The sequence below is a fragment of the Leptolyngbya boryana PCC 6306 genome, assembly GCF_000353285.1.
In the GTDB taxonomy this organism is placed as follows: Bacteria; Cyanobacteriota; Cyanobacteriia; order Leptolyngbyales; family Leptolyngbyaceae; genus Leptolyngbya; species Leptolyngbya boryana.
Genome location: NZ_KB731324.1, coordinates 2,819,034 through 2,844,248, shown reverse-complemented (window position 1 = coordinate 2,844,248; position 25,215 = coordinate 2,819,034). Strand labels below are relative to the sequence as shown.

Annotated in this window: 24 protein-coding genes, 1 tRNA gene and 1 pseudogene; 8 read left to right on the top strand and 18 right to left on the bottom strand. The window is 47.6% G+C overall.

All coding sequences use genetic code 11. The annotated features are described in order from the left end of the window. Positions 1–33 precede the first annotated feature (33 nt). Positions 34–786, bottom strand: coding sequence for a lysophospholipid acyltransferase family protein (locus LEPBO_RS0114290; RefSeq protein ID WP_144056354.1), 753 nt, complete (start codon positions 784–786; stop codon positions 34–36). Positions 787–1,138: 352 nt separating this feature from the next. Here LEPBO_RS0114290 and LEPBO_RS0114285 point away from each other — a divergent pair. Next, positions 1,139–1,211 (top strand) — tRNA-Glu (locus LEPBO_RS0114285). A 155-nt stretch (positions 1,212–1,366) separates the two neighbouring features. On the opposite strand, the gene LEPBO_RS0114280 is transcribed toward LEPBO_RS0114285, so the two are convergent. Further along, positions 1,367–2,215, bottom strand: coding sequence for a LysM peptidoglycan-binding domain-containing M23 family metallopeptidase (locus LEPBO_RS0114280; protein ID WP_017288263.1), 849 nt, complete (start codon positions 2,213–2,215; stop codon positions 1,367–1,369). Between the two features lie 78 nt (positions 2,216–2,293). Then, complete coding sequence (locus LEPBO_RS0114275) at positions 2,294–3,127, bottom strand: alpha/beta fold hydrolase (protein ID WP_017288262.1); 834 nt, start codon at positions 3,125–3,127, stop codon at positions 2,294–2,296. Positions 3,128–3,285: 158 nt separating this feature from the next. Here LEPBO_RS0114275 and LEPBO_RS0114270 point away from each other — a divergent pair, with 158 nt between their 5' ends. Next, the gene (locus tag LEPBO_RS0114270; RefSeq protein WP_017288261.1) at positions 3,286–3,474 is read left to right on the top strand and encodes a hypothetical protein; all 189 of its coding nucleotides are present in this window, start codon (positions 3,286–3,288) and stop codon (positions 3,472–3,474) included. Between the two features lie 58 nt (positions 3,475–3,532). Here LEPBO_RS0114270 and LEPBO_RS0114265 read toward each other — a convergent pair whose 3' ends face one another. Both LEPBO_RS0114265 and LEPBO_RS0114260 read right to left on the bottom strand, forming a co-directional pair. Continuing rightward, positions 3,533–4,780 carry an aminopeptidase P family protein gene (locus LEPBO_RS0114265; RefSeq protein ID WP_017288260.1) on the bottom strand — a complete coding sequence of 416 codons (1,248 nt, stop codon included), beginning with the start codon at positions 4,778–4,780 and terminating at the stop codon, positions 3,533–3,535. Beyond that, the gene (locus LEPBO_RS0114260; RefSeq protein WP_017288259.1) at positions 4,764–5,393 is read right to left on the bottom strand and encodes a TetR/AcrR family transcriptional regulator; all 630 of its coding nucleotides are present in this window, start codon (positions 5,391–5,393) and stop codon (positions 4,764–4,766) included. The genes LEPBO_RS0114265 and LEPBO_RS0114260 overlap by 17 nt, the downstream gene beginning before the upstream one ends. 239 nt (positions 5,394–5,632) lie before the next feature. On the opposite strand from LEPBO_RS0114260, the gene LEPBO_RS0114250 reads away from it, so the two are divergent. Then, positions 5,633–6,454 (top strand): C39 family peptidase, encoded by an 822-nt coding sequence (locus tag LEPBO_RS0114250; RefSeq protein ID WP_017288257.1) that lies wholly within the window; start codon positions 5,633–5,635, stop codon positions 6,452–6,454. A 173-nt stretch (positions 6,455–6,627) separates the two neighbouring features. Here the strand turns inward: LEPBO_RS0114250 and LEPBO_RS0114245 are convergent, their stop codons facing one another. From LEPBO_RS0114245 to LEPBO_RS0114235, 5 genes and pseudogenes are all read right to left on the bottom strand, one after another. Beyond that, complete coding sequence (locus tag LEPBO_RS0114245) at positions 6,628–7,008, bottom strand: hypothetical protein (protein WP_017288256.1); 381 nt, start codon at positions 7,006–7,008, stop codon at positions 6,628–6,630. Between the two features lie 254 nt (positions 7,009–7,262). Further along, positions 7,263–7,361, bottom strand: a pseudogene (locus LEPBO_RS42340) (transposase); the annotation flags it as partial. A 352-nt stretch (positions 7,362–7,713) separates the two neighbouring features. Continuing rightward, a complete protein-coding gene (locus tag LEPBO_RS0114240; RefSeq protein ID WP_017288255.1) occupies positions 7,714–9,903 on the bottom strand; it encodes a DUF3769 domain-containing protein in 2,190 nt (729 codons plus the stop codon). 219 nt (positions 9,904–10,122) lie between these two features. Beyond that, complete coding sequence (locus tag LEPBO_RS40970) at positions 10,123–10,239, bottom strand: photosystem II reaction center protein I (RefSeq protein ID WP_071596159.1); 117 nt, start codon at positions 10,237–10,239, stop codon at positions 10,123–10,125. A 72-nt stretch (positions 10,240–10,311) separates the two neighbouring features. Beyond that, on the bottom strand, positions 10,312–11,808 hold the full coding sequence (locus tag LEPBO_RS0114235) for a hypothetical protein (protein ID WP_017288254.1): 1,497 nt from the start codon (positions 11,806–11,808) through the stop codon (positions 10,312–10,314). A 17-nt stretch (positions 11,809–11,825) separates the two neighbouring features. On the opposite strand from LEPBO_RS0114235, the gene LEPBO_RS0114230 reads away from it, so the two are divergent. Then, complete coding sequence (locus tag LEPBO_RS0114230; RefSeq protein ID WP_017288253.1) at positions 11,826–14,924, top strand: alpha-mannosidase; 3,099 nt, start codon at positions 11,826–11,828, stop codon at positions 14,922–14,924. A 6-nt stretch (positions 14,925–14,930) separates the two neighbouring features. Here the strand turns inward: LEPBO_RS0114230 and LEPBO_RS0114225 are convergent, their stop codons facing one another. The 3 genes from LEPBO_RS0114225 to psbN all read right to left on the bottom strand — a co-directional run bounded on the left by LEPBO_RS0114225 (position 14,931) and on the right by psbN (position 15,778). Beyond that, entirely contained in the window at positions 14,931–15,326 is a 396-nt protein-coding gene (locus LEPBO_RS0114225; RefSeq protein WP_026148642.1) for a type II toxin-antitoxin system RelE family toxin, read from the bottom strand. Then, positions 15,307–15,549: a type II toxin-antitoxin system RelN family antitoxin gene (locus tag LEPBO_RS0114220; protein WP_017288251.1), complete on the bottom strand. Its 243-nt coding sequence runs from the start codon at positions 15,547–15,549 to the stop codon at positions 15,307–15,309. Before LEPBO_RS0114220 ends, LEPBO_RS0114225 begins: the two co-directional genes overlap by 20 nt. 97 nt (positions 15,550–15,646) lie before the next feature. After that, entirely contained in the window at positions 15,647–15,778 is a 132-nt protein-coding gene (gene psbN, locus LEPBO_RS0114215) for a photosystem II reaction center protein PsbN (RefSeq protein WP_017288250.1), read from the bottom strand. A 140-nt stretch (positions 15,779–15,918) separates the two neighbouring features. Here psbN and LEPBO_RS37090 point away from each other — a divergent pair, with 140 nt between their 5' ends. Next, positions 15,919–17,292, top strand: coding sequence for a cation:proton antiporter (locus LEPBO_RS37090; RefSeq protein ID WP_017288249.1), 1,374 nt, complete (start codon positions 15,919–15,921; stop codon positions 17,290–17,292). 630 nt (positions 17,293–17,922) lie between these two features. Beyond that, entirely contained in the window at positions 17,923–19,656 is a 1,734-nt protein-coding gene (locus LEPBO_RS0114205; protein ID WP_197693266.1) for an N-acetylmuramoyl-L-alanine amidase, read from the top strand. Positions 19,657–19,665: 9 nt separating this feature from the next. Here the strand turns inward: LEPBO_RS0114205 and LEPBO_RS0114200 are convergent, their stop codons facing one another. The 5 genes from LEPBO_RS0114200 to LEPBO_RS0114180 form a co-directional block, all read right to left on the bottom strand. After that, entirely contained in the window at positions 19,666–20,565 is a 900-nt protein-coding gene (locus LEPBO_RS0114200) for a DUF4351 domain-containing protein (protein ID WP_017288247.1), read from the bottom strand. A 200-nt stretch (positions 20,566–20,765) separates the two neighbouring features. Then, on the bottom strand, positions 20,766–21,005 hold the full coding sequence (locus LEPBO_RS42335) for a hypothetical protein (protein ID WP_017288246.1): 240 nt from the start codon (positions 21,003–21,005) through the stop codon (positions 20,766–20,768). Next, positions 20,992–21,207 (bottom strand): hypothetical protein, encoded by a 216-nt coding sequence (locus LEPBO_RS0114190; protein WP_017288245.1) that lies wholly within the window; start codon positions 21,205–21,207, stop codon positions 20,992–20,994. Before LEPBO_RS0114190 ends, LEPBO_RS42335 begins: the two co-directional genes overlap by 14 nt. Before the next feature lie 20 nt (positions 21,208–21,227). Further along, positions 21,228–23,198: a caspase, EACC1-associated type gene (locus tag LEPBO_RS0114185; RefSeq protein ID WP_017288244.1), complete on the bottom strand. Its 1,971-nt coding sequence runs from the start codon at positions 23,196–23,198 to the stop codon at positions 21,228–21,230. Positions 23,199–23,202: 4 nt separating this feature from the next. Continuing rightward, positions 23,203–23,580, bottom strand: coding sequence for a hypothetical protein (locus LEPBO_RS0114180; RefSeq protein ID WP_017288243.1), 378 nt, complete (start codon positions 23,578–23,580; stop codon positions 23,203–23,205). 382 nt (positions 23,581–23,962) lie between these two features. Here LEPBO_RS0114180 and murI point away from each other — a divergent pair, with 382 nt between their 5' ends. Beyond that, positions 23,963–24,820, top strand: a complete 858-nt coding sequence (gene murI / locus LEPBO_RS0114170) for a glutamate racemase (RefSeq protein ID WP_144056199.1) — start codon at positions 23,963–23,965, stop codon at positions 24,818–24,820. A 14-nt stretch (positions 24,821–24,834) separates the two neighbouring features. Beyond that, entirely contained in the window at positions 24,835–25,200 is a 366-nt protein-coding gene (locus LEPBO_RS0114165) for a hypothetical protein (RefSeq protein WP_017288240.1), read from the top strand. Positions 25,201–25,215 lie beyond the last annotated feature (15 nt).

The window sequence follows — 25,215 nt, the reverse complement described above, 5'->3', positions numbered from 1 at the left end:
ACTCTAAAGAGGCGCAGCGATGCGTCTCTTTTTTTATGGGCAGTTCGAGAGCGATCGCAAAATGATTTCTAAATCTTCAGTTAATCGTTTTGCACCTTGTTTGGGATGGTCAGAGGCATAGACGATCGCACTCAAGGGCTTTTCGACATGAATTTTGACGGCGGTGCGCCAGGGGACAAGCGGCTTGCTGTATTGGATGGAGATCGGCACGATCCGAACATCTAGTTCTGGCTGGCTCGCTTCCGCTTGAAGTGCAAGTCGAGCAAGTCCCGGTTTAAGCGGTGCTGGCTGACGATAGATATTGCCTTCCGGAAAGATGACTAAGACTTCGCCGTGCTGAAGGAGACAAACGCTGTGACGCAAAGCGGAGATTCCAGGGTGACGTGTGTTGATAGGGAAGCCACCTAAACGTCGGATAAACCAACCTTGCAGCCCTTTAATCTCATCGGCAGTCACCATAAATCGCAACACGCGTCCAGTGACATCTTGCCCAACCGCATAAGGAACCATGAATGCATCCCAGCGCGATCGATGCGTTGAGGCAATGATCACTGGACCTGTCGTTGGAAAATGCTCTCGACCCGTGACTTCAATCCGACGAAAGTAGAACGGAAGCACAAGGTATCGCGCCAGCGGGTAAGCAATAGAAGCCAGCCACGGAAGACAGCGCGAGCGGGTAGATTGAACAATAGAATTTGGGATTTCCACGGGCGGACGAGCGGTTGACTCGGATTCGGCAGAACAAAGTCGCTCCTTTGCAGTAGCGGAAGATTGAGACAGAGGCATGGAAAGACCGGGGCGAGTCAATACGCCATGAGATTTGGGGGATTTTGGCGAGCGCATGAAGTCAATCAGAAGCATAGCAGAATAAAACTCGTACCTTCTAGGGTCGGTAGATGATCCTTATATTCCATTTACGGTAGTGGGTTTTCTCGATCGTGCGGCTCTATCAGAGGACAGTTCTAGGGGTGGCTGATTGACGAATTTAGAACGAATCACTGACTCTTTTTGCAAGGCTCCCTTCCTCGCAGCTTCAAACCCTAAGTTCTAAAATCGAATAACTTAGGTGTTGACAGTTACAGTTTTGTCGCTTATATTAGTAAATGTCAAACGCGCTGAACAACGCGCTGCGAGGTGTGCCCCCATCGTCTAGAGGCCTAGGACACCTCCCTTTCACGGAGGCGACAGGGATTCGAATTCCCTTGGGGGTATTAAAAAAGCGAGGCAAGAGTAGCACTCTTGCCTCGCTTTTTAGTTTTCTGCAGTCGGCAGCAGATGGGAGTTTTGCAGACTGCGATCGTAAACAATTCACACTTTCCGATCTTCGGGTTCAAATAACGATCCGATCACAGGAAAGAGAAATCCTTTACCGACGAATAAACGCGATCGGATCTTCTGCGACCCAGCCTAATTTGGAATTCGTTCGCACTTCAAAATGCAAATGTGGTTGTACTGTACTCGGTGATCCGGTTTGTCCAACCTTTCCAACGACTGTCCCTCGTTTGATTACTTGTCCGACTTTGACATTGATGGTTGCCAACTGAGCGTACCGGGTTTGATAGCCCTGTTGATGATTAATCACAACGAGATTTCCATAGTTTCCCTGGTTGCTTGCAAATGCGACGGTTCCATCCCCGATCGCTTTTACAGGTGTGCCCACATTTGCTAGCAGATCCGTTCCACTATGAAAGACTGGCTTTTCACGTCCTGCTGGCAAGTACCATCCAAAACCTAGCGCAATTGAAGCGGTTTCTCCCGTTAAAGGTGAACCAGATAAAACCGGAGTTTTGCCAACTGCTGCGGGTTGAGTACCGCTATTCGGTGACCAGTTTACACCTGGGACAAAGACAACTTTGGGCGATCGCTGACAGCCATTCACTTCGTATAGGACATCTGCCCGGACTCGATAACGTGCTGCTAAATCCTTGAAACTCGTTCCCGCCGGAACTTCCACCCGAATGCCGTTAAAGGGCGGAATTAGGAGCGTTTGTCCAGGCGAAACTTTTCCCGATCGCGTATCGGGATTCAACCCCATGATCGTTGTGGAAATGAGATTGTATTTCGTTGCGATCGAGTCGAGTGTTTCGCCTGCTGCAACTGTGTGACGAGATAACCGAGACAAGGCTGGAGCAGGGCAAGCCGATTCTTGTGCTTGCAGGGGGGGCATGATGCCAAACCCTAAAACTCCAGCTAGGAACAACCCACGATAATACATAGCTTGATTCAATGATGCCGCTATTTGTTCGGACGAGTTTATCATCCCGTTGTTTCAGGATTTCTGTTTCGGGATTTTCTAAACCACTTTCTGTCTTAAAAATGGCACGAGAATTTCATTCACCTTTTCGTGCCAGTCTTCTTGAGGATAATGTCCGACTTCATCGAGTTCAACCAAGGTTGGATACAAGGATTTTGCAGTCTCGATCGCGAGCCAAGGATCACGCGCTCCCCAACCGATTAATAATGGCTTTTTCCAGTCTTTTAATCCGGTTTCGATCTCAGCCGTAACTTGCTTGAGTTGGAGATTTTGCAGAATCGCGAATAATGCCCGCCCCACATCTGAAGTTTTTAACCACGGACGACGATAGACATCAAGGTCAGCATCTTCAATCCGATATCCGCCTCCCCCTTCCAGGGTGCGATCGACGAGCAGCGGGTCTTGCGTCATCATGTCTCCGACGAGAGGAATGCTCATCTGTTTTAGTTTCCAAGGCAATTTCGCAGCTTGGAAAATTGGGCAGTTAAAAATTGCCAGTCGTTCTACTTGGTCGGGATGTCTGAGCGCGTATTGGATTCCTACGGAACCCAGAAAGCCTTGAGCGACGATCGAGACTTGCTCAAATTCAAATGCTGCAATCAAATCTTCGAGGACAGAGAGATACGTCTCGGGTTGATAATCGAAATCTCGGCGATCCGGCATACTCGAATATCCACAGCCGATCCAATCTGGCGCGATCGCTCTAAATCCTTCTGCACCCAACGCAGGCAAGACATTGCGCCAACTGTAGCCCTGAGAGACTAAACCGTGGAGCAAAATGACCGGAGTGCGATCAGAAGAACTCGTCGGTTCGGCATCTCGGTAAAACCAATTTAGCGCTCCAACTTCAATTCGCTTCCCCGTTTCAGACATAATCCCGCTCTCCACAGCTTTTTTGTGAGCTTACCGTGTTTCGGGATCAACAATCTATTGTCACAAATCTATGACAAGTTTAAGAAACGGTAGTTGTTGATACAGAAATTATCTGGTATATTAGTCTCATAGACAAGAAATGACCAGGAGAAATGAGTATGTCCATTCAAGATCAAGCTCGCGCATTAATGGTTCGTCACCGCCAAATGATTCGCAACCGTGAGCAATCCATGTTGACTCGTCAAGCAAACGAAGTTGGAATGCCTTCGGAATCTGCCCAGGTGATGCAAAGCAATCATCATGGAAATATTGAAAACTACGATCGTAGTAATGTCGGTTTGAGCTAGTTGCTAAATGATTGTTTCTCTCTAAGCGCTTTTCAGAAGAAGAGCGCTTTTTAATTGGTTAATTTGCAGAGGTGGGAAGAGCAGCACTTAAGATTTCTGAACCTTCTGTCGTTACCAAAATGTCATCTTCGATCCGAATCCCACGGACATCTGAAAACTTTTCGAGTTGCTGCCAATTCACTACATCGCGATATTTTTCTCTGCGCTCTGGATCATTCAAAATAGCCGGAACTTGATAAAATCCAGGCTCGATCGTTACGATCATTCCCGCTCTTAACAGTCGATCGAGTCGTAAATATCCCAATCCAAATCGAGCACTGCGCGATCGCCCGGCTGCATATCCTGCTAGATCGCCCAAGTCTTCCATATCATGGACATCTAAACCTAGCAAATGCCCGATCCCATGTGGAAAGAACAACGCATGAGCATCTTGATCCACTAAATCTGCAGGTTGACCCCGCAAAATTCCTAAATCGACTAAACCTTCTGCGAGCACTTCACAAGCGAGCAAATGAATATCGCGATATTCAATCCCAGGACAAATCTTTGCGATCGCTCGATCATGCGCTTCTAGTACCACATCATAAATCGCTTTTTGAGTCGGCGAAAACGTTCCACTAGCTGACCAGGTTCGCGTAATATCTGAAGCCCAACCGCTTTGGGTTTCTGCGCCTACATCTGCGAGCACTAAATCCCCAGGATGTACAGGATGATGATACTGTTCATTGTGCAACACCTCACCGTGTACGGTCACAATACTGTTATAAGCACAGGTCATATTGTGCGAAAGAATCACACTTTCCATGGCTGCTCGAATCTGAGCTTCAGTTTTTGCGCTTAAGGTGGCTTGGATTCCGGCTTGATGAGCTTCAACGGTGACTGCGATCGCTTTGCGAATTTCGGCGATCGCACTTTCATCGTGAATGAGCCGCAATTCAATGATGGCTTTCTGCAATTCTAAATTGTCAATCTCAATGCCTGAAGTGATCTCTGAAAGTGGGTAAGCCGCATCCGCTCCGATCGCTTCTGCAATCTGATCGCGCGTCGGCGATTCTCCATGCCAAAGCGCACTGGCGGGTTTCGGATCATCGAGAAACAGTGTTAATCGCTCACCCTCAATTTTCACGATCGCATCTTCTAAAGACAATCCTGCAAAGTAGAGAAAATGACTACTCGCGCGAAATGGATAAGTATTTGCTGGAAAATTCCGAGATTTCCGACTTCCCGATCGTAAAATCACCGGAAAATTCACCAACTTAGAAAGCTTTTGTCGTCGAGATTTGAGCGTATCAGCCAACTGATTCATGTTGTGCCAGAACTCCATTCAGAAAGATATCTGCAATCCCTTCTGCCATCTCCTTCATTTCATGCGGAGAACTTCCAGGGGACATGATTGTATCTTGACTGAATCCCGCGATCGTAAACATTCCTAAAAATACCCGCGCTACCAATCTTGGACTCATCTGCCGATAAATGCCTTGATCCATCGCGGTTTGAAAGAATGCCTCTGCTACGTCGGTCATTTTTTCGACGACTTCGATTTGAATGCGATCGCGCAAATCGGGGTGAAACTGCGCTTCCATAAAACAGACCTTGAATAAGTCTGCGTTCTGATGCATGTTCAACATCCTTTTTCGCATCACTTGAGCGATCGCTTTATAGCTACCCATTTCGCTTAACTCGGTGAGCAAATCGGTCAAAATCTCGATCCAGCCTTGGGTTGCAACTTCGATCAAAATCGCCTTTTTATTGGTGAAATGGCGAAATAACGTTCCTTCTGCGACTCCAGCTTTTTCTGCCAAATCTCGCGTAGTCGTCCCATCATACCCTTGCTTCGCAAACAGCTTCAGCGCTGCTTTGAGAATACGAGTGCGCGTTTCAGCTTCAGCTTGTTGGGGCAGTCGGTTGGTTATTGCCATCGCTTCAAGAAACAGGGCGGGATCACAAGTGTCGCCTGTTATTTCAATTGTGCAAGCGATCTCAAATCTCTTGCTTAAGTGTTATAGAGTTTACAGATTTCAACGAAATAAATTGCCGTTACTCAACCGATCGTCAATTTTCGCAACGTTTCGCAAATTTACCGAGATCGCGCTGAGAACATCAAAATCTGTTTCTCAGGGGGAAATCTATCCTTAGTATGAATATTCGAGGATAGACGATGAAACTTAGTGTTCTGCAAAATACTATTTTTAAGCAATCGACGGCAAGTTCTGGAGAGTTAGCGGATGCGGATAAAGTCTCAGTTGCAGGGGGGCAAACGTTTGAACTGCATTCTTGGAAAGCAGTTGATCCCAAGCATCTCAAAGTTGCGATGTTAGGGCAATCGCTTGGCAATCCTACAAAAACTGAGTGGTATGTGTTTGTAGAACATGTTCAACTGATCGACAATCAAGGTGCGATCGTTCCGATTCAAGTTGAGCGTCCGAAACCTCAGGTAGAGAAAGTAGCGCTACCTGCTCAAAAGAAATTGGGTGTGCTCTACAAGAGCCAGCTTGACAATGAGTTGAACCCGACGGGTGCTTGCAATGTAACTTGCTATGCGATGGCAATGGTGTACTGGCAGCGTAAAGGTCAGAGTGATAGCTTTATCCAGCTTGAAGATGAACTCTACCAATATATGGAAGATCATCAACTCTCACGACATGAGCCATCGGATTTAGTCAAACTCGGAGAGGCTTACGGCTTAAAGGTTGACTACACCAATCGTGGAAGTTTATATGATATTCGTAAAGCGATCGCAGAAGGAAAGCCTTGCATTGTTCATGGCTATTTCACAGGATTCGGTCATATTATTCTGATTCGCGGCTATGACGAAACAGGATTTTGGGTGAATGATCCTTACGGAGAATGGACAGAATGGGGGTATCGTACGGATCTGAGTGGGGAAAATCTGCACTACTCGAATGAGCTAATTCAATCGAAGTGTTCTCCAGAAGGCGAGGATTTCATTTGGTTGCATCGGATTGCGAAGGCTTTATAACGATTGAAGTCGTCGTCAACCGCAGCAATGTTGCGGAGTAGGGAGTGAGGAGACCCTAAACTCAGATTGCTCCCTATTCTCCTATCAAATTTATTGTGGTGAACTAGTAGCGAAGCACAAATTCTCTAGGCTGAAGAACTCTGAGGGTGAACAAACCGAGGATTTCGTTGAAGTTAGAAATCAGCTGTGCAATCGCGTGACCATTCTCCTCTGAAGATAGTACCGAAGGTCTTGAAGCAGCTTCCATCACGAGCAGATTGATTGAAGATTTCTCGTCTCGGCTCCCAGAACAACCCGGTTTGCATTTGACCCCGCACTGTAATGTTTTGGCTGCCAAGTGGCAATGTTACTGTTCGTTTACCACCAACAATGATTCCAGAGACTTTGAAGTCTTTACGTTGTCCATTAATGCTGTAGTTAATTTGATAGTCTGCGACATATCCACCTTGATTGAATACGGTGACTCGTGGGGCTGATGCAGCGATCGCAGACATTGAGAGGGCAGGAACAGTCGCAAGCATTAACGCAGAGGCAGAAAGAAGTTGACGTAGCATGGTTTTTTCTCCTAGTGTTGTGTGAAGGTTTTAAGCTTCTGAGGAGATACACGTTTGCACTTTTGCGTTTATGCAAGCTTGCTCAAATTTCATCGGATTTATTTATCACAACCTAGAAGTTTCTCAAGCACGGCTGTTATGATTCCTGTCCAATTCTGGATAGAAGGTTCCTAGGTAATTCACCTGAAAGTCATCTTTTAGAAAATTAAGGTAAAGCTGAATTTTCTGATTCTTTGTGCTATTCCTCTAGTACTGGCATCAGGAAAGCCAGTAAGTCCATCACAGCACGCAATGAGAATGTCCTTCAGCCTGTGATTCTGAAGCTCAGTCAACACTGAGAGCCAGAACTTGCTGACTCGTTTTGGGTCATCTACATCCCGAGCAATTCCTTAGCAGAGTACTCAAGCTGATCATAGATTGCTTGAAATTTATCGGTATTTTAAGTTCTCTGACTTTACAGGAAAGGCTGGAACTGAGTGTAAGAGGATGTTTTAACGGGAATCATTCATTCATTCATTCATTCATTCATCATCTGCCCCTCGGTTGGGAGTCGGAGCTATCGGAACGAAGTCTATTGAAACAAAGTAAATAGCTTACTGAAAATGGCTTTCAGTTCCTTTAGTAAACTTTGTTTCAATAGACTATGACTTCCAATCACAGATGGGATGTAACCGCCGCGAAAGTTTTAAAACATTTTCTGAATCTCTACTGAGGAGATCGAATAACTCCGCCTTCTACCGGAATGACACCACTGCCTGCGAAAGGCTCTCCACTGCCCTGATTCCAGTTGAAATCACTAATTTCAAAACCTACAGAGCCAATCTGCTGAACCGGATTATAGCGGAGTGTAATGCCATAAGTCCGACGCTTGTACTCTAAAAAGTAATCCGTACTAATCTCTCGACCTGTTTGAATGTTGTAAGCCGTTTGAAACCCGATGCGAATTGGTCCATAAAGCTGCTGCGTAATCCCTGCATAGAGGATTTTATCGTCTGCAATCCGATCGAATAAGAACGGCGACAAACCATTGCGAAAGGCTTGTGAGTAAGTGACGTTAAACGCAGTGTAATCAAAAAACGGGCGCGAGAAGTTCCCAAATTGTCCTTGTAAACTCACAGCACCACTAATGCTGTTTTGACTTTCCCCGTTACTATAAGCAGTCGCAACACCTGTTACTCCTACACCCACACCAATGTAAGGACGAATTGGAATCGGAGAGTACTTCAAGCCTTGATCCGGGGTTGCAGGTAAAGCATTTCCTTGCCATAGTGTAAAGCCTCGACTCAAAGCAGCACTTGCTTGGAATCGTCCCAGACTAATGCGATTGTTCGATCGAATTGGTTCTAGTAAATCAAGGCGATCGGTGTCTGCTGTGACGTATTGATATCCCACTTGATAGCTGAGATTAATCCCAGTTTTACCGATCGGAACAATCGGTGAAAAGAACAATGCCCCAATGCTACTTTGAACGTCTTGGAAGCCGAGGGAATTATTGAATAAGCGATCGCGGTAACTTGCTTCTAAGCTTAAGGTATGTGTACCAATCAATTGTTGTGCTCGCAAGCTGCCTCGTAATGCTTCTTCACTCCGATTGAAGTCTAAGCTAGTTAAGACACCTTCGCCTCGAATCACAGTTCGAGGACTCAAGGGAGCCGCAAGCCGCGCTCGTAGACCAAAGAGATTGGCAATATTACTGCGATCTTGAAACGCTCTTTGCACGAAAAACTGCGGAGTGAGTGTGAATTGAATCGGCGACTGTGGGAAAACATTAATATCGCGTTCGATAAACAGTCCACCTCGATCTTCACCGTCATATCCGAAGTTGAACAAAGCAGGCGATCGCTGATTGCGATCGAGGACTAGCGTTCGACTCGGCAATGGCAGCGTAAACCCTTGATCAAAGACCAATCGGTTACGGCTGACGCGAAGTTCATCTCTGAGCGGTGAAATGCGTCTGAGTTCGGCCCGATCTGAGCGCAGTTCCAGTTCAGGCGGCGAGAATGGATCATTCGTGACTCGGATATTTCGAGCTTGAAAGCCTTCTGGATAAAACTCAATTTGAGCCGCCTCAAATCGTAAGCGTCGAACAGTTCCCCCGGCAGGTCGAACAATCGTTGATCCACTCGAATTTTGCTCTGAGCCAACATTAATCCGCGCACTGCCTGCTAGAGAAATGTTATTCTGCGCCGCAGTCACTCGATCGCCGACTGAACCCACGGGGACAACTCCCGCCGTAATGTTAGTAGGTAAGTTGGGATTGAGATCGGTTCCAGCCGTTGGAATAAAAATTTCTCCACTGGCTTGTTCAACGGTTCCTTCTTCTTGGATCAAGTTATAGCGGAATCGTTGCCCCCGTAGGACTTGATCGCCCCTAGTCAGCGTCACGTTGCCTTCTGCAACTGTGAGGCGATTCACGAGATTCACCTGTAAGCGATCGCCCGTCAGCAATGCGCCTCGAAATCGAAGTGAGACGTTTCCTTCGGCGGTGAAGATCTGGCGATTTGTGTCGTAGTCTTGGCGATCGGCTTTGAGTTCGAGAATTCCTTGGTTGGTGAGGCGTTCGGTGGGGATGTTGCCGGGAGTGGGGGAAGTGGGGGGTAGGGGAGTGGGGGGTGGGGAGATGGGGAGTGGGGAGGAAGTGGGGGGTGGGGAGATGGGGAGTGGGGAGGAAGTGGGGGGTGGGGGGGTTTGGGAGAGGGGGGTTGAGGTTGCAAATTGCCAATCGGGTTCGATCGCTGAAATGGATTGAGTTCCAGTTAGGTCTTCTGCTTTTTTTGACTCAACGGGAAGCTTCTCTGGCGGAGCGGTTTGAGCAAGCTTGATCGCTAGGTTGGGCTTCTGCGTAGGGGCAGGGGCAGGTTGAACAATCGCAGGAGGTTGAACCAGATAGGGCATAGTCTTAGAAATACGACTCGGAACAGAAGGCAGACGGCAGCATTGGCACTTTAACGGATTGACGGGAATTTCAGCAAATTGATTCCACGAGTTCGGTTAGAGCCTTGTAGGTTTTAGAGATTGATCGATAGTAATGTCGATCGCGCATCGCTCTTGCGGCATTGACTGAAAAAAAAAGGGCAGATGTCTGCCCTCTTCATTCTCAAAATCGAGAATGGATTATTCTAAATCACGGCGGTTGGGGTTGCGCGAGGGGTCGTTCGAGAGAAATCCAAAGACGAACAGACCGATAAAGAAGAAGACCGTGATATAGACAACGATTTTGAGTGTGATCATATGAATGACTCCAAACTGGTTGGGCGGGGTTTGAAATTAGTCCCTTTATCTTACAGGAGGACGGGATCGTTGTTAATTGCGCTCGCGGAGCCAATGCCAGAAGGCAATGATTCTTTCCTCGATCCAAAGCACCAAATTGTCCAGCCATTTGAGAATTTTTTGCCAACGGCTCAGGATGTATTCGACCTCAGTCGCCGGGGTTTCAATCCAATCAAATGCTGTCTCTACTTGAGTCCGTTCGACCCGTCTTACCGCAGGTACAGATGCTTTTTGAGTCGTTGCCAGTTCGGTGGGTGTGCCAAAATCGAGCGGCTGTGCGGACTCGATCGACACTTGGGTGATTCGGGTTTCGATGCGGCTTAAGCTTGCAGCGCGCTGTTTGGGTTTCGATCGCAGAATGATTTTTCCAGAAAATCTTCTCAGATGGCGCTGAACATGCTCGAAGAGCGATTCTGTAAACGATGGAGCTTGATTCGGCATCAACACTCCATTAAAGGCAGCCGAGCCTTCCAAGATCTGAATTTCGCTGACAGCTTGATTCGGCAACGCCCCACCAAAGACATCGGTAAAGCTTAACCAAGGCGAGGAGTCCACCGTGTCTGACAAAGCACCATTTGCTGTTGCCAAGCGAGGCTTGTTGCCAAAGAAATAGTGAATGGCTGCCCAGATTAACGCTTCTAAATCAGCTAAGTTCGGAGCTTGAGCAAACCAAGTGGTGACTGCTTTGCGGCTCGGAGGCGTGGGAATCAGTCCGGTGGGATTCCAAGCCGACAGTGGAACATTCGGAACAAACCAGGTGAGTTCTGCAACTTCGACGAGTTCTGATTCGTTGAACAGGTTGGCAGCGATCGCAACTGGGCTAGTCTGCACCCAAGCCATTAATTGCCGGAAGACTCGAATCGGAGCTAGTAAAGTTTCTCGATCTTCGGGCAGGGATAAGGGAGCGGATTTGAGATACAGCTTCCGTCGCCATTGCCAGTAGCGGGCGAGTTCGAGTCGGATGCGCTGTCCGATCTGACGCTGTTGTTCTGGAGTGAGAATGTCGAAGATGACATTATCTTCGAGAATCAAAACGATTTTTTGGGTATCAACGGTACAAGCGATCGCGGTAATTTGATACGGATTCGAGACAATTAGGGCTTCTTCGTCGCGACGGAACAAGAATCGTCCAATTACGACGAGTGGATGCCGTTCTTTGAGAACGGGAAGATTGCCGCCGCTGACTAAGGCGCGTTTGACAGCGACCAGAACATTTTGAATCGGCGCATCGCTGAGGTTGTTATCGGGGTCGATCGCGATTTCCTCTCGACTCATCTTCAAGCGTAATACTGTTTTTTCCACTCGTTGCCCGATTTGCTGCCCAACGTAGCGTGTGCCCTGGAAGAGGGCGTAGACCGGATACAGCAAAATTTGAGTGCCCCAAATGGCAGCAAGTTTGGCGTGCCGCAATAAGGTACTCGTCTTGTCCGCAAATTTCTGAGTCTTTTGCGTGACAAAGTTAAACAATTGGCTTTGATAGCGTTGAGAGGTCATAAACTGAGGACGATCGTAACAATCGCGATTTTCCACCCCAATATCATATCGGTATGGTTGAATTTGTCACTTCTTTTATTGAGCGTTTGAGAAATTTAGTTCAAGCAGATGCGATCGAGCATTGGCTCGTCTGCGAAACGGATTGTACGATCGCAGATTTATCGACACAATCTTTTACAAAACTTGAGCTGAATGAGAAACGCTATTTAGTGTGGGAGAAGGGGCGAAAGGTTCGCTGGTTCTATCAAGAGTTTAGCGTGCCGGAAGACTTAACAGGCTATCCCTTAGAAGGGTTAACGCTGCGGTTGGCATTAACCTGGTGGGCGGAACTAGCTGAAGTCTTTGTGAACGGGCAGAAGGTTCAGGAAGGGGATTTATTTGATCATTCTTGTCGGATTGTGTTGAGTTCTGCCACAGTTCCAGGCGAGAAGATTGCAGTTGCGATTCGATTGGTCAGTCCGGGACATGACATTGGCGGATTGATGCGATCGCGTCTAATTTACGAGTCGAATTACGACGAGATCGATCCGGGCTTTGTTGCGGATGAATTGGAAGTAATTCAGAGCTATGTTGAAGCGTTTGAGTTAGACAAGCTTGAATTTGAATTAGATTGGCAGGTTAGTAACCGATCGCAGTTTCATCAATCTCTAGCAGTACTAAGAAATTCACTTTTACCATTTAGTACCCAAATCAAACAACATACGATTTACCTTCTCGGTCATGCTCATTTAGATATGGCTTGGCTTTGGAATGTGGAAGAAACATGGAGAGCCGCAGAACGTACCTTTGTTTCGGTACTCAATTTGCAGAAAGACTTTCCTGAGCTGACGTTTTGCCATACGACTCCAGCTTTATTTGAATGGGTTGAACAGAATCGACCGGAGCTATTTGCTCAGATTCAAGCACAGGTAAAAGCTGGAACCTGGGAAATTGTCGGCGGCATGTGGGTTGAGCCAGAGATGAATTTGATCAATGCAGAATCGATCGCGCGTCATCTCTTGTATGGTCAACGGTACTGTCAAGAAAAGTTTGGTGAAATCTGCCGAGTCGCATGGCTGCCGGATACCTTTGGCTTCAATTGGCAAACGCCGCAGTTTTTGAAGCTAGCAGGCATTGATTACTTTGTGACGCAAAAGCTGCGCTGGAATGATACAACGCAATTTCCCTACGAATGGTTTAACTGGCAAGCACCGGATGGTAGCCAAGTAAAGAGTTTGATGTCTTCGCCGATCGGGGAAGGAATTGATCCGATCAAAATGGCACAGTTTGCTTGGGATTGGGTGAAGAAAACGGGTCAACCTCATGCACTGTGGTTGTTCGGTGTAGGCGATCATGGCGGAGGTCCCACACGCGACATGTTGGAAATTGCAGAGCGGTGGAAGCGATCGCCGTTCTTTCCAAAGCTAGAATTTACTACCGCATTGAAGTACTTAGAAAGCCTAGAAGCTCCGAAAGACACTTGGAATGATGAGCTTTATTTAGAATTTCATCGCGGCTGCTATACGACACATGGCGATCAGAAAAGTTTCAATCGGTGGGGTGAAGCAGTATTACGAGAAGCAGACATTTGGACATCACAGCTAGGGATTGCAGAACAAAATTTTAATTCAGAGTTAGAAATAGAAGAGGCTTGGAAGCAAGTTTTATTTAATCAATTTCACGATATTCTGCCAGGAACTTCAATTCAGCAAGTCTTTCGGGACGCGAATAAAGTTTGGAAAGACGCATGTTTTTCGGCTACGGGATTCAGCATGAGAGCAAAGCAGTCAATCGGAGCGCACATTCGAGTTCCATCTTTACCACATCCGAATGCCAAGTTAGTTGTGGTCTTTAATCCACTGAATTGGCAACAAAGCCAACTAGTTTATACTTGGATTCCAAATGATATCGAGCTTTTACATAATAATTCTCTACAATGGCGAATCACTGATTTAGAAGGTAATCAGATCGAAAAGCAATGTTACTACTACAATTCAAATCAAAAGTTAAAGAGCGATTTGATTGATTTCTACGCTGAAGATATTCCAGCGATAGGATATAAATGCTTTTGGCTTATTCCAATTGAAACTGAAGAGCTTCTCTTACCTAAATTCCCAGAAACATCAACACTTGAAAATGATTTTTTAAAGGTTTCTATTGATCTGGAAACTGGTAATTTAAAAAGTATTTTTGATAAACAAGATCAGCGCGAGATTCTGGGCGCTTCTGGTACTCAGATCCAAGTATTTCGGGATGAAGGTCAGTATTGGGACGCTTGGAATATTGATCCAAATTACTCCAACTATGCCTTACCAAGTCCAGAACTGCTAGATATCAAACTGGGTCTAGTGCATCCACCTCTAGGTTCTACATTTAACCCTCAACATTCTTTTCAATCTTATATTTCTGTACGTCGTCGAATTGGGCAGTCAACCTTCGTCCAAACCTATAGCCTTGAACAAAATGCGCCTATCTTAAATGTTCTGAACACTATCAATTGGCAAGAACGGCATGTTCTTGTGAAAACAGCATTTCCGCTTAACATTGAAGCGAATTTTGCAACTTATGAAATTGCAGGAGGCGCGATCGAGCGCACTACAATTCCCCAAACCGAAGCCGAAAAAGCAAAATGGGAAGTTCCTGCCCTCGGTTGGGCAGATTTGAGCGACGAAAATTACGGAGTTAGCATTCTCAGCGAATCCAAACATGGGTACGATTGCACATCCAATCAGATTAGACTCACCTTACTACGCGGCTCAGAATTCCCTGATCCAGAAGCCGACTTAGGACACCATACATTTAGCTATGCAATCTATCCGCACGCTGGAAACTGGAAAGAAGCTCAAACCGTTCGCAAAGCCGCAGAATTTTGCAATCCAATGCAAGCGATCGTACTGGAAAAAATCCCCGAAAACGGCACACTTCCCCCCGTTCATTCATTCCTCGATCTAGGAGCAGACAATCTTATCCTCTCTAGCCTGAAGCAATCCGAGGACAATCCAGACGAGTACATTCTGCGCTGCTACGAATGCCACGGAGAACCTGCAGAACTCAACTTAAAAGGCGACTTCGAGATCATTGAAGCCGTTGATTTACTCGAAAGACCGATCAACACTTCCACGAAAATCGAACCCTGGCAAATTCGGTCTTATCGAATTGAAAAGAAGGGGTAACTATGTCTAGCGCTCCTCCAAATCGGAAGAATCAGACTGGAGTTCTTTCTCGTACTTTGCGATCGCGTCTTCAACCACTTCAGCACCAACATCGGTAAGGTCTGATTTGGAGTAAATCGTAACCAGAATGATCAAGTCACCTGCTTTGAGATAGTAAATTACTCGGTAGCCGCCGCTCTTTCCTTTCTGAACATCACGATTTTTTAGACGAACTTTGAAAACCGCATATTTGACTCCAGAAATACGATCTCCAGGAAGCTCGCCTGCCTGAAGTTGATCGATCAGCGGTTGAAGATCAGATCGAACGTGGCGATACGATTTAGCAAGAGCGCGTAAGTCTCGTTTGAAACGGGGAGCAAGTTCAATCCGAACAAAAGGCAAATCAGTCGGCATCAATTCCATCCCACATCTGCGACAGCGGAATCGTCTGCCCCGTTAGCGCTTCATATAACCCCTGATGAATTCCCTCAATCACCGTCTCCGTTGGAGTTTCATCTGGATCAGGAGCTTGAAACCGCTCTTGAAGGGACTGAAGAATGAGCGTTTCAACCGACAAATTAAGTTGTTGAGCTTGTTCAGCGAGGTGAACTTGCAAATCTTGAGGAAGATCGATCGTAATCCGCATGATGAGCGATTCCTTGGAAACAGTGCGCGACTAAATCTTTTCGCTCCCTCATTATAAATCTCACAAAAAGAGGGCATCCTTCGACACCCTCTAATTTTTAGTCTTCATGATCTTCAAACGGGTCATCCAAATCAACCGAAGGCGGTCCAAAAGCAGTGTAAATCGCGTATCCGGTCAGTCCAACGATCGCTACACAGAGCGAGATATTCAGCGCGAATGCTGGTTCCATATTGGTTTTAGAGAGTGATTTTCTAACATTATAAAGGATTGTAACAAGTCCTTTTCATTTACGATCGATTCGGTAAGCTCGTTGGCTGAAGAAATCCCTGAGACCAAGTACAGTTAAAGGGATTTTCGATCGGTCGGATTATGATCAATTCCCTTTCCTCACTCGTCTTTTCTCATCCGCTCATTGCAGAAGCCAGCGCAGAAAGCGGGTCTCTTGTTCTCGCAGGCGTTCTGTTAAGCCTAGTCGTTGTCTATTTCGCAAGTAAAATCGGCGGAGAAATTTGTGCCCGCCTTGATTTGCCCTCTGTGTTAGGCGAATTGGTTGCAGGGGTTGTGGTTGGAGTTTCGGCACTGCATTTGTTGGTGTTTCCCAGTGCCGATTTTGATGCCAGTCGATCGCTGATCATGCAAGCCCTGCAAATGACTGCCAACCTCAGCCCCGAAGCACTCAATAGCGTATTTGAATCGCAGAGTGAAGTGATCTCAGTCTTGGCAGAAATCGGAGTCGTGATTCTGCTGTTTGAGATCGGACTAGAATCTGATCTCAAAGAATTAATTCGAGTCGGTTATCAAGCTGCGGTGGTCGCCTGTGTGGGGGTGGCTGTGCCATTTGGATTGGGAACCGCAGGCTTAATGCTCCTCTTTCACGTGCCTGCGATTCCTGCGATTTTTGCAGGAGCTGCTTTGACAGCGACCAGTATCGGCATTACCGCACGAGTCTTGTCCGAAATTCAGCGCATTAGCTCGAAAGAAGGACAAATCATTATCGGTGCGGCAGTGCTCGATGACGTGCTCGGAATTATTGTGCTGGCAGTCGTCGCAGGATTGGCGAAAACTGGCGAAGTGCAGGTTTCGAGCGTCATTTATTTGATTATTAGCGCGGCAATTTTCTTGATTGGCAGCTTATGGTTAGGACGATTAGTTAGCCCGTTTTTTGTCACGCTGGTCAATGAATTGAAAACACGTGGTCAATTGCTCGTCAGTGCTTTGATTGTGGCATTCATTCTGTCGGATATTGCGGTTGTGATTCAGTTAGAAGCGATTTTAGGGGCGTTTGCTGCCGGATTAATTTTGGCGGAAACCGAAAAACGTGAAGAACTCGAAGCTCAGATTAAGCCGATCGCAGATATGCTTGTCCCAGTTTTCTTCGTCGTTGTCGGAGCAAGAACCGATGTCAGCGTCCTCAACCCGTTCGATCCAGCGAATCATGAAGGCTTGATCATGTCCGGATTTCTAATTGTTGTGGCGATTTTAGGAAAAGTCGTGACTGGATTTACGGTGTTTGGTCAGCCTGGATTAAATCGACTCGCGATCGGAGTCGGGATGATTCCACGAGGCGAAGTTGGACTCGTGTTTGCGTCATTTGGGGCAAATACAGGCATTCTCTCCGATGCCTTACAAGCTGCGATTATCGTCATGGTGATCTTAACCACATTCGTCGCACCGCCTTTACTGCGGCTGGTTTTCCAACGAGAAGAGTCGGCTCCAGTTCTCAGTGCGCCAGACGATATATGAGCAAAAAAATATGCTGTGATCCCGGCATCTGTACTAGAATGCTCTAGCCTAACTCCACCCTGTTGAGTTAGAGATGCCGTTGTTTCACCTCTTTTGAATTTATGCAACCGCTATTTCCCAGAAACTCGATCGAACCATTCAGAAACTCGATCGAGTTTTTTTGCGTCGAGCTTCATCGAAGAGAACAAACCGATTTCTCAAATCAATTGAACAGAGTTTCCAGATTCTAGGAACGAGTTTGAGGATATTAGGTCAGTCGATCCAGTATCGTTGATTCTGATTCAAGATATTTGGTGTATAAAGGTTAGATTTCTGAGGTGAATACTGGCATGAATTCAAGGATTCAGCCGAGCAAGGATTCATCGATCGTGGGTGAGCGAGGACTGAAAATAGATTCAGAATCATTGAATTTGTAGGCGAAATCTTTAACATTTTGCCGCCGAATTTTGACGGTCAAATGATAAAAGTTGCTGACGAAATGAGTGCAACACCACGCATCAAAGGAGAGAAAAGTTGGAACGCGGTCTTCACACGATGAGTACAAAAATTAAGGCATCTCGCGCAAGCAAATCTCAGAAAACATCTTGCGTTCAAGCTTTCTTTTTGATTTGCTCTTTTTATTTTTTACTATTGACTTTCCCGGCTCAGGCTGCCCGATTACAGTCCTGGCGGTTAAGTCCGACTCAAACTCAATTAGAATTTTTCACCGATGACGGCGTGCAGCCCACCGCGCAATTGTTGAGCAATCCGACTCGTCTTGTGATTGATATGCCCGGTGTCACGTTCGGTCGCCCCCAAGTCACAGAATCCTATAACGGTGCGATTCGCGCGATTCGAGTGGGGCAATTTGCTCCTGGTACGACTCGCATGGTCGTTGAATATGCGCCCGGATACACGATCGACCCTAATCAGGTGCAGTTCCAACCGAGAGCCGCCAATCAATGGTCGGTGCAGTTGCCGAATCCCCAAATTTCAGGCGTGATTAATCCTTCACCCGTTACGCCTTCACCCGTTACCCCGCCGCCGATTTCCTCGACTCCTCCTGCGACTAATGCGCGCGCGTTTCTACAAAGTCTGCAAGCGACTGGAGATGGGTTCTTTCTGCGATCGACCGGAGGTGCACCGGAGATTCGTTCCTTGAGATCCGGAGATCGCCGCCAAATGATTTTCGATTTTTACGGCGCAACGATTTCTCCAAATCTTTCCCCGCGTGATTTGCCCGTCAATTTGAATGGCGTTTCTCGCGCTCAAATTACCCAGCTTTCGCCAGATGTGGTTCGTGTGACTTTGACACTCTCTGAACAAAGCCCAAATTGGCAGGCGAGTGTCAGTCCTTCCGGGGGCTTGATAATTCTGCCCCAAACGATCGGAGCGAGTCCTGGACAGCCCGTTTCGCAAACCGCGATCGTCCAATCCGTAGAACTAGATGCCAACCGTCAACTCGTGATCCGAGGCAATCAGGCTCTCAACTACAGCGCCGGATGGGATCGCCCTTCAGGAGCTTATCGTATCCTGATTCGCTCTGCCCGTACGGATCTTAGAACGATTCAACTCCCTGCCAACAGTCCCCTACTTCGTGCCCAAGTTCGGCAAGAAGGCAATGACGTTGCAGTCTTGATCATTCCTGCGTCTGGCAACCAAATTGGCGCGATTGTGCAGTCTAGCCCACAACAATTGACGGTTCCATTTACTCGATCAGGCTTATTCCCCGTCACCCCACCCCCTATCACCCCACAACCCGTCACCCCACCCCCCACAACCAATCCGATCCCCGTCCCCCCTCGTCCCACTCCCACCCCAGTTCCCCGCCCGATCCCAAGCGGTCGTCAAGTCGTTATCCTCGATCCCGGACATGGTGGACCCGATCCTGGAGCAGTCGGAATTGGTGGAATTCAAGAGAAAGAAATCGTTCTCGATGTCAGCCGCCGCGTGCGAGACATCTTAGAACGTAGTAATGTTCAGGTTGTGATGACGCGCAATGCAGATATTGATCTCGATTTGCAGCCCCGTGTCGATATTGCTGAACGCGCTAGAGCCACAATTTTTGTCAGTATTCACGCGAATGCAATCAGCATGAGCCGTCCCGATATCAATGGAGTCGAAACCTACTATTTCCAAAGTGGATTGGAACTCGCCCAGACGATTCATCGCAATATCTTGGCGGGCACTGGCGCGCCCGATCGCCGAGTTCGCAGCGCTCGATTTTATGTACTGCGGCGCACCTCAATGCCCTCAGTCTTACTCGAACTTGGGTTTGTCACAGGGCGAGATGATGCGCGCAGGTTGTCAGATACGACATTCCGGCAACGGATGGCAGAATCGATTGCACGTGGGATTCTTGAGTACTTGGGTAGACGCAGTTAGTTTTGAGGATCAGCGGGGTTCTGCCAACCATTGCTCTAATTCTGCGATCGTACTGAGATTCAACAGTGCGATCGCGAGTTGGTCAAGTTGTGCGATCGGGAGTTGCTGGATTTGAAGTTCGAGGGGTTCGGGCAGAGAGAAGCGCGATCGCAGTTGCATCAAGATCAGTTCAGCTTTCCCGCGCTCAATTCCTTGCTCAATTCCCTGTCTTCTTCCGGTCGCGAGCGTTTGACGTTCCCATTCTAAATATGCTTTTGAGAGTGCCATTAGAAATCGCTTCTCCTCTGCGTCAAGAGTTTCAGTTACTTTTATACTAAGGTTCCAGCGGGCTAATAGATCAAGGGCTGTGGAACGCTTTGGGGTGTTTTCTGGCAGCATGAGTAGCTCTTCGATCGCTTGTTCTTGAGTTGTGCCTTTGCCGAGTAGCCTGAGCCATAAAGTTTCTTCAGTTGAGCGTAATTCAGCAATGTTGATTAAGCCTGTTCGCCAACCTCGATCGAAAAGATAAATCCCGTCTTCTTCCTGAAGTTTGCCGCCAAAGTCGTTTAGAACTCGATCTGAAACAGAAGATGCCAGAATCCATAATTGCGGTTGTTCTGAATCTGGGAGGGTTTGTTCGGCGGCGCGATCGAGTTCGGCATGAAGGAAATAGAGTTTTGAAACACAGCTACGGATATCGGTTGCGGTTGGAGGATTGCGAAATGGCTCAAATAGGGATTTGCTTGTGCTTAATTGGGCGAGTTGACCCAGTTCGTTGGGGTCGAGTTGAACTGAGTCGTCTGGCTCAAAGTAGATGTCGATGCGACGAGCTTCTCCGGGAACGGTGCGATCGATGGTGACTCGTCCGTAAGGTGTGAGGAGCGCTTCAAAGAGTTGTTTGGAAAATTCGTCGAAGGGCTGTCGCGTCATTGGAAACGGAAATGTGATGTGATAAGTACAAGCGCTCTATAGATTATTGCATATGTTAAAGAAAATTCGGCGTTGCTGAATAATGGCATGAATTCTGCCCTCATCCCCTAACCCCTTCTCCCAAATTGGGAGAAAGGGAACTAGAATTCTGGCTCCCTCTCCCAATTTGGGAGAGGGTTGGGGTGAGGGCTGCAACCGATTCAAACGAAGAAAACATACTGTGATTCAGCAACGCCGGAAATTTTATGGGTCACGTCGATCGATACATCTCCAACATCGATCGATACATCTCCAACGTCGATCGAACATTCACGCTTGATACTCAAATCCTCGCAAACGATGATCAATACATCTCCAATGACGATCGAACATTCACCCTTGATGTTCAAATTCTCACGAGCGTTGATCGATGAATCGCGAATGATATTACAGTGATGCACTCACGATGTTCGATCTCTCGTAAACGTCGATCGATGAATCGTCAATAACGATCAACCCCTCGCGATCGACATCTAATGAATCACAGACGACGATCGATGAATCACGATCACACATCCATTGATCGCTTTCCCAAATTGTCCAAAAAATTTTGATCGCGCAGAGCGCGAATAAGAAGAGAAAAGAAACAAGAGCAAAGGGCAAAAAGGCAAGAGGGCAAAGGGCTACAGAGTCCTCGGCGCAGAACACACGACGCGAAAACCGTTGAGGTTGAGGCGAATCCCCGCAGCATTAAAGAGGCGAGCCGCAGAACGGCAATACCTCGGAGAGTTGAACCAGGAGCCGCCCCGCAACACTCTGCGGTTGTTCTCACGATCGCTTTCCACTTCCCAAACACGACCATCTACAGGCGCATTTGTATAGCTGTCATGCCATGGATCAGCGCACCATTCCCATACATTTCCATGCATCTCATACAGACCAAACGCATTCGGAGGAAAACTCCCGACATCGATCGTGGTTTTGCGATACTTCCCTTTCGCTGCATACGCATAAGTGTTATTGCCGTTGTAGTTTACCAAGTCAAACGTAATTGTTTCTCCAAAATGGAACGGGGTCGTCGTTCCAGCCCGACACGCATATTCCCATTCAGCCTCGCTCGGTAATCGGTATCGCTCTCCCGTTTTTCGAGTTAATCGTTCGCAAAACTCGATAGCATCCTCCCAAAAAATTCGCTCAACAGGTCGATTATTGCCTTTGAACTTGGATGGATCTAGTTCGAGAGCCCGATTGATTTTGGGGAATTGAGCGATCGCTTTCCATTGCGCCTGAGTCACCGCATACTTACCCATGAAAAAAGGCTCGATCGTCACTTGATGCCGAGGTTTCTCAATATCTTCTGCTTCTAACTCTCCCTCTGCCGCACCCATCCAAAAGGTTCCACCTGGAATCCAAACCATATCGAGAAAGACACCTTTCGCGAGTTCTTCTCGACGGTAATTCGCTTGGCTTTGACGACGATCGATTTCCTGTCCTCGATCGTTGACCGTAATCACTTCAAAGCTAAAAACCGGAAGCGAAGGCTTTAAAGGCTCTTTGATTGTCGGTTTAGGCTCTACAGAAGCCGGAACCTCTACATCCTTTGCGTCAGGAACAATTCGCCGCTCAATCTCTAAAACACTCTCATCCGTCAGCCCCAATTCCTGCTGAAGTTCTTTTAGCTCTCGTCGATCTCGTTCATCCAACGGAAACTTACATTCGCGCAAAACCTCTTCATACTCTGCCAAATTCGCCCGATGTTCCCGATATGGCTGAAGCACTTCATCCTCAATCTGCCTCGCCACCGCCGCATCCAGCCCAAAACCTTGCGCTCTTCGATCGAGCATTCTCCGCCCCGCCGGACGAATCTCACCCTCTGCACAATACTGTTCGACCAATTTGCGATACTTCTGAGCAACATCAACGAATGCCCGCGCCAAAACAATCTTCTCTCCATCCCGCACCACATACCGCTCCGGGTGCATTGAAGGCATCGCCCGCGTCAGCTTCGTCCTGACAAACTCATGCAACTCATTCGCCGAAATCAACCCATCCTCATCGAGATCCGCCGCTCCCGTCCGCAACCCCTCCACCAAATAACGCGTATAAACCGCCAACTCCTCCCCAGACCGCTCAAACGAATACTCGATCGCCGAAGAAGAAGTCAGCACAATCCGCCCCTCTCCGCCCAACTGCCGAGAAAAGTCGATCGTCCCCTCATCCCGCGCAACATTCGCCCCAAACGCCCCACTATTACAGCAATCCAAAATCACAACCATCCGCCGCGACTCGCAATTCTCCATCTGGTCATGCACAAAACTCGCAGGAACCGCCGTACCCTTATTCAGCCTGCCATCCGCTAACTTTCTCGAACTCCGATTGCTGAAATAAAACTTGCCAAACTCATCCGTGATCCCATGCCCCGAAAAATACAGCAGCAATAGATCTTCCTCACCACACTCGCTAAAGAGCGTAGCAATCTCCTCCTGCATCGTCTGTAAATCTGGATTCTCAAGCGGCACAACGCGATCGAACCCACCAATCTCTGGATCGCTCAATATCGATCGCATCGCCGCCACATCCTTCACCGCCGCAGGCAACGACTTCAACCCCTCAGCGTACTCGCTCACGCCAATCAGCAACGCTATCTTTGCCATCGTCCTACAAAGTTTGAGCCAACCGCTTTAACGTTTCTTCCGCCAGCGCCAACTCCTCACGACTACTCGCTTCGAGTTCCACCTCACGCCCATCCGCAAACTTCGCCTTAATCTTGATCGGCTTATTCCCCAAGCGATCGCCCAAAAACCCAAACAGCGACTTCAACCCCTCCAACGTCACCGTCGCCTTCAGCAACCCCAACAAAAACGACCCAAACGCCTTACTGCCCTCCGGCGGATTGTCATCACTGACGCGATCGATCTTCACTCCGTCAATCTGCCTCATCTGCTGCCAGAGCGTCTGTGTCAATTTCTCCTGCTTCTCAGGACTCTCCGCATCTTGAAAACTCAGCATCAGTTCAAGCTTAGAGGCAGTACTCATAACCCATCCACACTCTACGAAACTTCCTCAGATTCTAACCCTCTGACGCAGAATTATCCGTACTTCCCCGGAATGCAGCCCGACAACATTTGCAACCCTGTTCAACAATCTGACCACGACAGAAGCGATCGCGCTTTCCTCTCAAGTATTTCTGCAAATAGAATTCATGATTTCTTCTCTGAAGTCGATCTTGAGCCTCTGAGCAAGACCGCCTAGACTTAGAAAAAAGTTAACAGTCAGATAGAAGATTTTGAATTTTAGATTTTGGATTTTGATTGTAGAAACGTCCGAAAAGGACGGTTCAGGAATCGAAGTACACATTTACAATTCAAGCAGGAATTTTTTCTGATTTGGGCGTTTTACATTGGTGTGAGGATTCAGCATGAACATGGAAGTATCGAATTTTGGGGGATTTCTGCGAGATCTCCCGAATGGCTCTGATCCGATCGGGCTTTTCGATAGCGGGGTCGGCGGTTTGACCGTGCTGCGCGAAATGTACCGTCAATTACCGAATGAATCACTTTTGTATTTTGGCGATACAGCGCGCTTGCCCTACGGAACGCGATCGCAGTCTGAGATTATTCAATTCGTGCGCGAAATTCTCGATTGGATGGTGGCTCACCGCGCCAAAATGGTGATCATGGCGTGTAATACGAGTTCGGCTTTAGCGATCGAAACGGTACGTCAGGAATATCCCAACTTACCGATTTTGGGCGTGATTTTACCGGGTGCCAGTGCAGCAGTCCGACAAGGAAGACGCATCGGAGTCATCTCAACGCCAGCAACGGCTGCAAGCGATGCCTATCGTCAAGCGATTCTCGAAGTCGATCCCACGGCTGAAGTTTGGCAGGTCGGCTGTCCTGAATTTGTGCCCTTAATCGAGCAAGGACGCATCGACGATCCTTACACCCACAAAGTGGCTCAAAGCTATTTACAACCGTTACTCGACCAAGAAATTGACACGCTGATTTACGGCTGTACGCATTATCCGCATTTAGCGCCTGTATTGAAATCGATCGTGCCTTCGTCAGTGCAATTTGTAGACCCGGCAGTGCATGTGGCGAAAGCAGCGGCTCAGGAATTGGAGATCTTGGGACTGCGAAATCAGCGTTCTCCGATGCCGACGCGGTTTTATGTCAGCGGTGATCCGAAACCATTCATGCAATTGGCACAGCAATGGCTAGGATGTAACACGATCGTGACTCAGATCTCGCTGTCTGAATCCGTTGCGGTTAGCTAAGCTAGAGAAAAGGTATGACCTCTCAGTTTCCCCAGGACTCGGAGGTCACGTTTCAAAATCCTGAATATGAAATGACTATGATGAATGCTCTATGGTTTCGCATCTTGAGAACGGTTTATCGTAAAGAGCCGATCACAGGATTTATTCTGACTGCGGGTGCAATGAATGTCGCGATCGGTGGAATTGATCAAAGCACTTCATTGGTGATTTTCGGATTGAGCACGGTGACGATCGCGTTAGCCTTGCGATGGTGGCATTTGTCGCATCGCCCTGCACCGATGAAAGTTTCGACTGAATCTTCTCGACGAGCGCCAATGCGAGCCTTACCAGAGCGATCGTCTCGCCCATCGTTGCCTACTTTATCAATTCCCAAAGATTAACTCGCTTCGTAGGCA

What these genes read in the sequence shown, in the direction of transcription:
- LEPBO_RS0114290 (WP_144056354.1), bottom strand. Translation starts at nt 786, where the DNA reads ATGCCTCTGTCTCAATCTTCCGCTACTGCAAAGGAGCGACTTTGTTCT.
- LEPBO_RS0114280 (WP_017288263.1), bottom strand. Translation starts at nt 2,215, where the DNA reads ATGTATTATCGTGGGTTGTTCCTAGCTGGAGTTTTAGGGTTTGGCATC.
- LEPBO_RS0114275 (WP_017288262.1), bottom strand. Translation starts at nt 3,127, where the DNA reads ATGTCTGAAACGGGGAAGCGAATTGAAGTTGGAGCGCTAAATTGGTTT.
- LEPBO_RS0114270 (WP_017288261.1), top strand. Translation starts at nt 3,286, where the DNA reads ATGTCCATTCAAGATCAAGCTCGCGCATTAATGGTTCGTCACCGCCAA.
- LEPBO_RS0114265 (WP_017288260.1), bottom strand. Translation starts at nt 4,780, where the DNA reads ATGAATCAGTTGGCTGATACGCTCAAATCTCGACGACAAAAGCTTTCT.
- LEPBO_RS0114260 (WP_017288259.1), bottom strand. Translation starts at nt 5,393, where the DNA reads ATGGCAATAACCAACCGACTGCCCCAACAAGCTGAAGCTGAAACGCGC.
- LEPBO_RS0114250 (WP_017288257.1), top strand. Translation starts at nt 5,633, where the DNA reads ATGAAACTTAGTGTTCTGCAAAATACTATTTTTAAGCAATCGACGGCA.
- LEPBO_RS0114245 (WP_017288256.1), bottom strand. Translation starts at nt 7,008, where the DNA reads ATGCTACGTCAACTTCTTTCTGCCTCTGCGTTAATGCTTGCGACTGTT.
- LEPBO_RS0114240 (WP_017288255.1), bottom strand. Translation starts at nt 9,903, where the DNA reads ATGCCCTATCTGGTTCAACCTCCTGCGATTGTTCAACCTGCCCCTGCC.
- LEPBO_RS40970 (WP_071596159.1), bottom strand. Translation starts at nt 10,239, where the DNA reads ATGATCACACTCAAAATCGTTGTCTATATCACGGTCTTCTTCTTTATC.
- LEPBO_RS0114230 (WP_017288253.1), top strand. Translation starts at nt 11,826, where the DNA reads ATGGTTGAATTTGTCACTTCTTTTATTGAGCGTTTGAGAAATTTAGTT.
- LEPBO_RS0114225 (WP_026148642.1), bottom strand. Translation starts at nt 15,326, where the DNA reads ATGGAATTGATGCCGACTGATTTGCCTTTTGTTCGGATTGAACTTGCT.
- LEPBO_RS0114220 (WP_017288251.1), bottom strand. Translation starts at nt 15,549, where the DNA reads ATGCGGATTACGATCGATCTTCCTCAAGATTTGCAAGTTCACCTCGCT.
- psbN (WP_017288250.1), bottom strand. Translation starts at nt 15,778, where the DNA reads ATGGAACCAGCATTCGCGCTGAATATCTCGCTCTGTGTAGCGATCGTT.
- LEPBO_RS37090 (WP_017288249.1), top strand. Translation starts at nt 15,919, where the DNA reads ATGATCAATTCCCTTTCCTCACTCGTCTTTTCTCATCCGCTCATTGCA.
- LEPBO_RS0114200 (WP_017288247.1), bottom strand. Translation starts at nt 20,565, where the DNA reads ATGACGCGACAGCCCTTCGACGAATTTTCCAAACAACTCTTTGAAGCG.
- LEPBO_RS0114185 (WP_017288244.1), bottom strand. Translation starts at nt 23,198, where the DNA reads ATGGCAAAGATAGCGTTGCTGATTGGCGTGAGCGAGTACGCTGAGGGG.
- LEPBO_RS0114180 (WP_017288243.1), bottom strand. Translation starts at nt 23,580, where the DNA reads ATGAGTACTGCCTCTAAGCTTGAACTGATGCTGAGTTTTCAAGATGCG.
- murI (WP_144056199.1), top strand. Translation starts at nt 23,963, where the DNA reads ATGAACATGGAAGTATCGAATTTTGGGGGATTTCTGCGAGATCTCCCG.
- LEPBO_RS0114165 (WP_017288240.1), top strand. Translation starts at nt 24,835, where the DNA reads ATGACCTCTCAGTTTCCCCAGGACTCGGAGGTCACGTTTCAAAATCCT.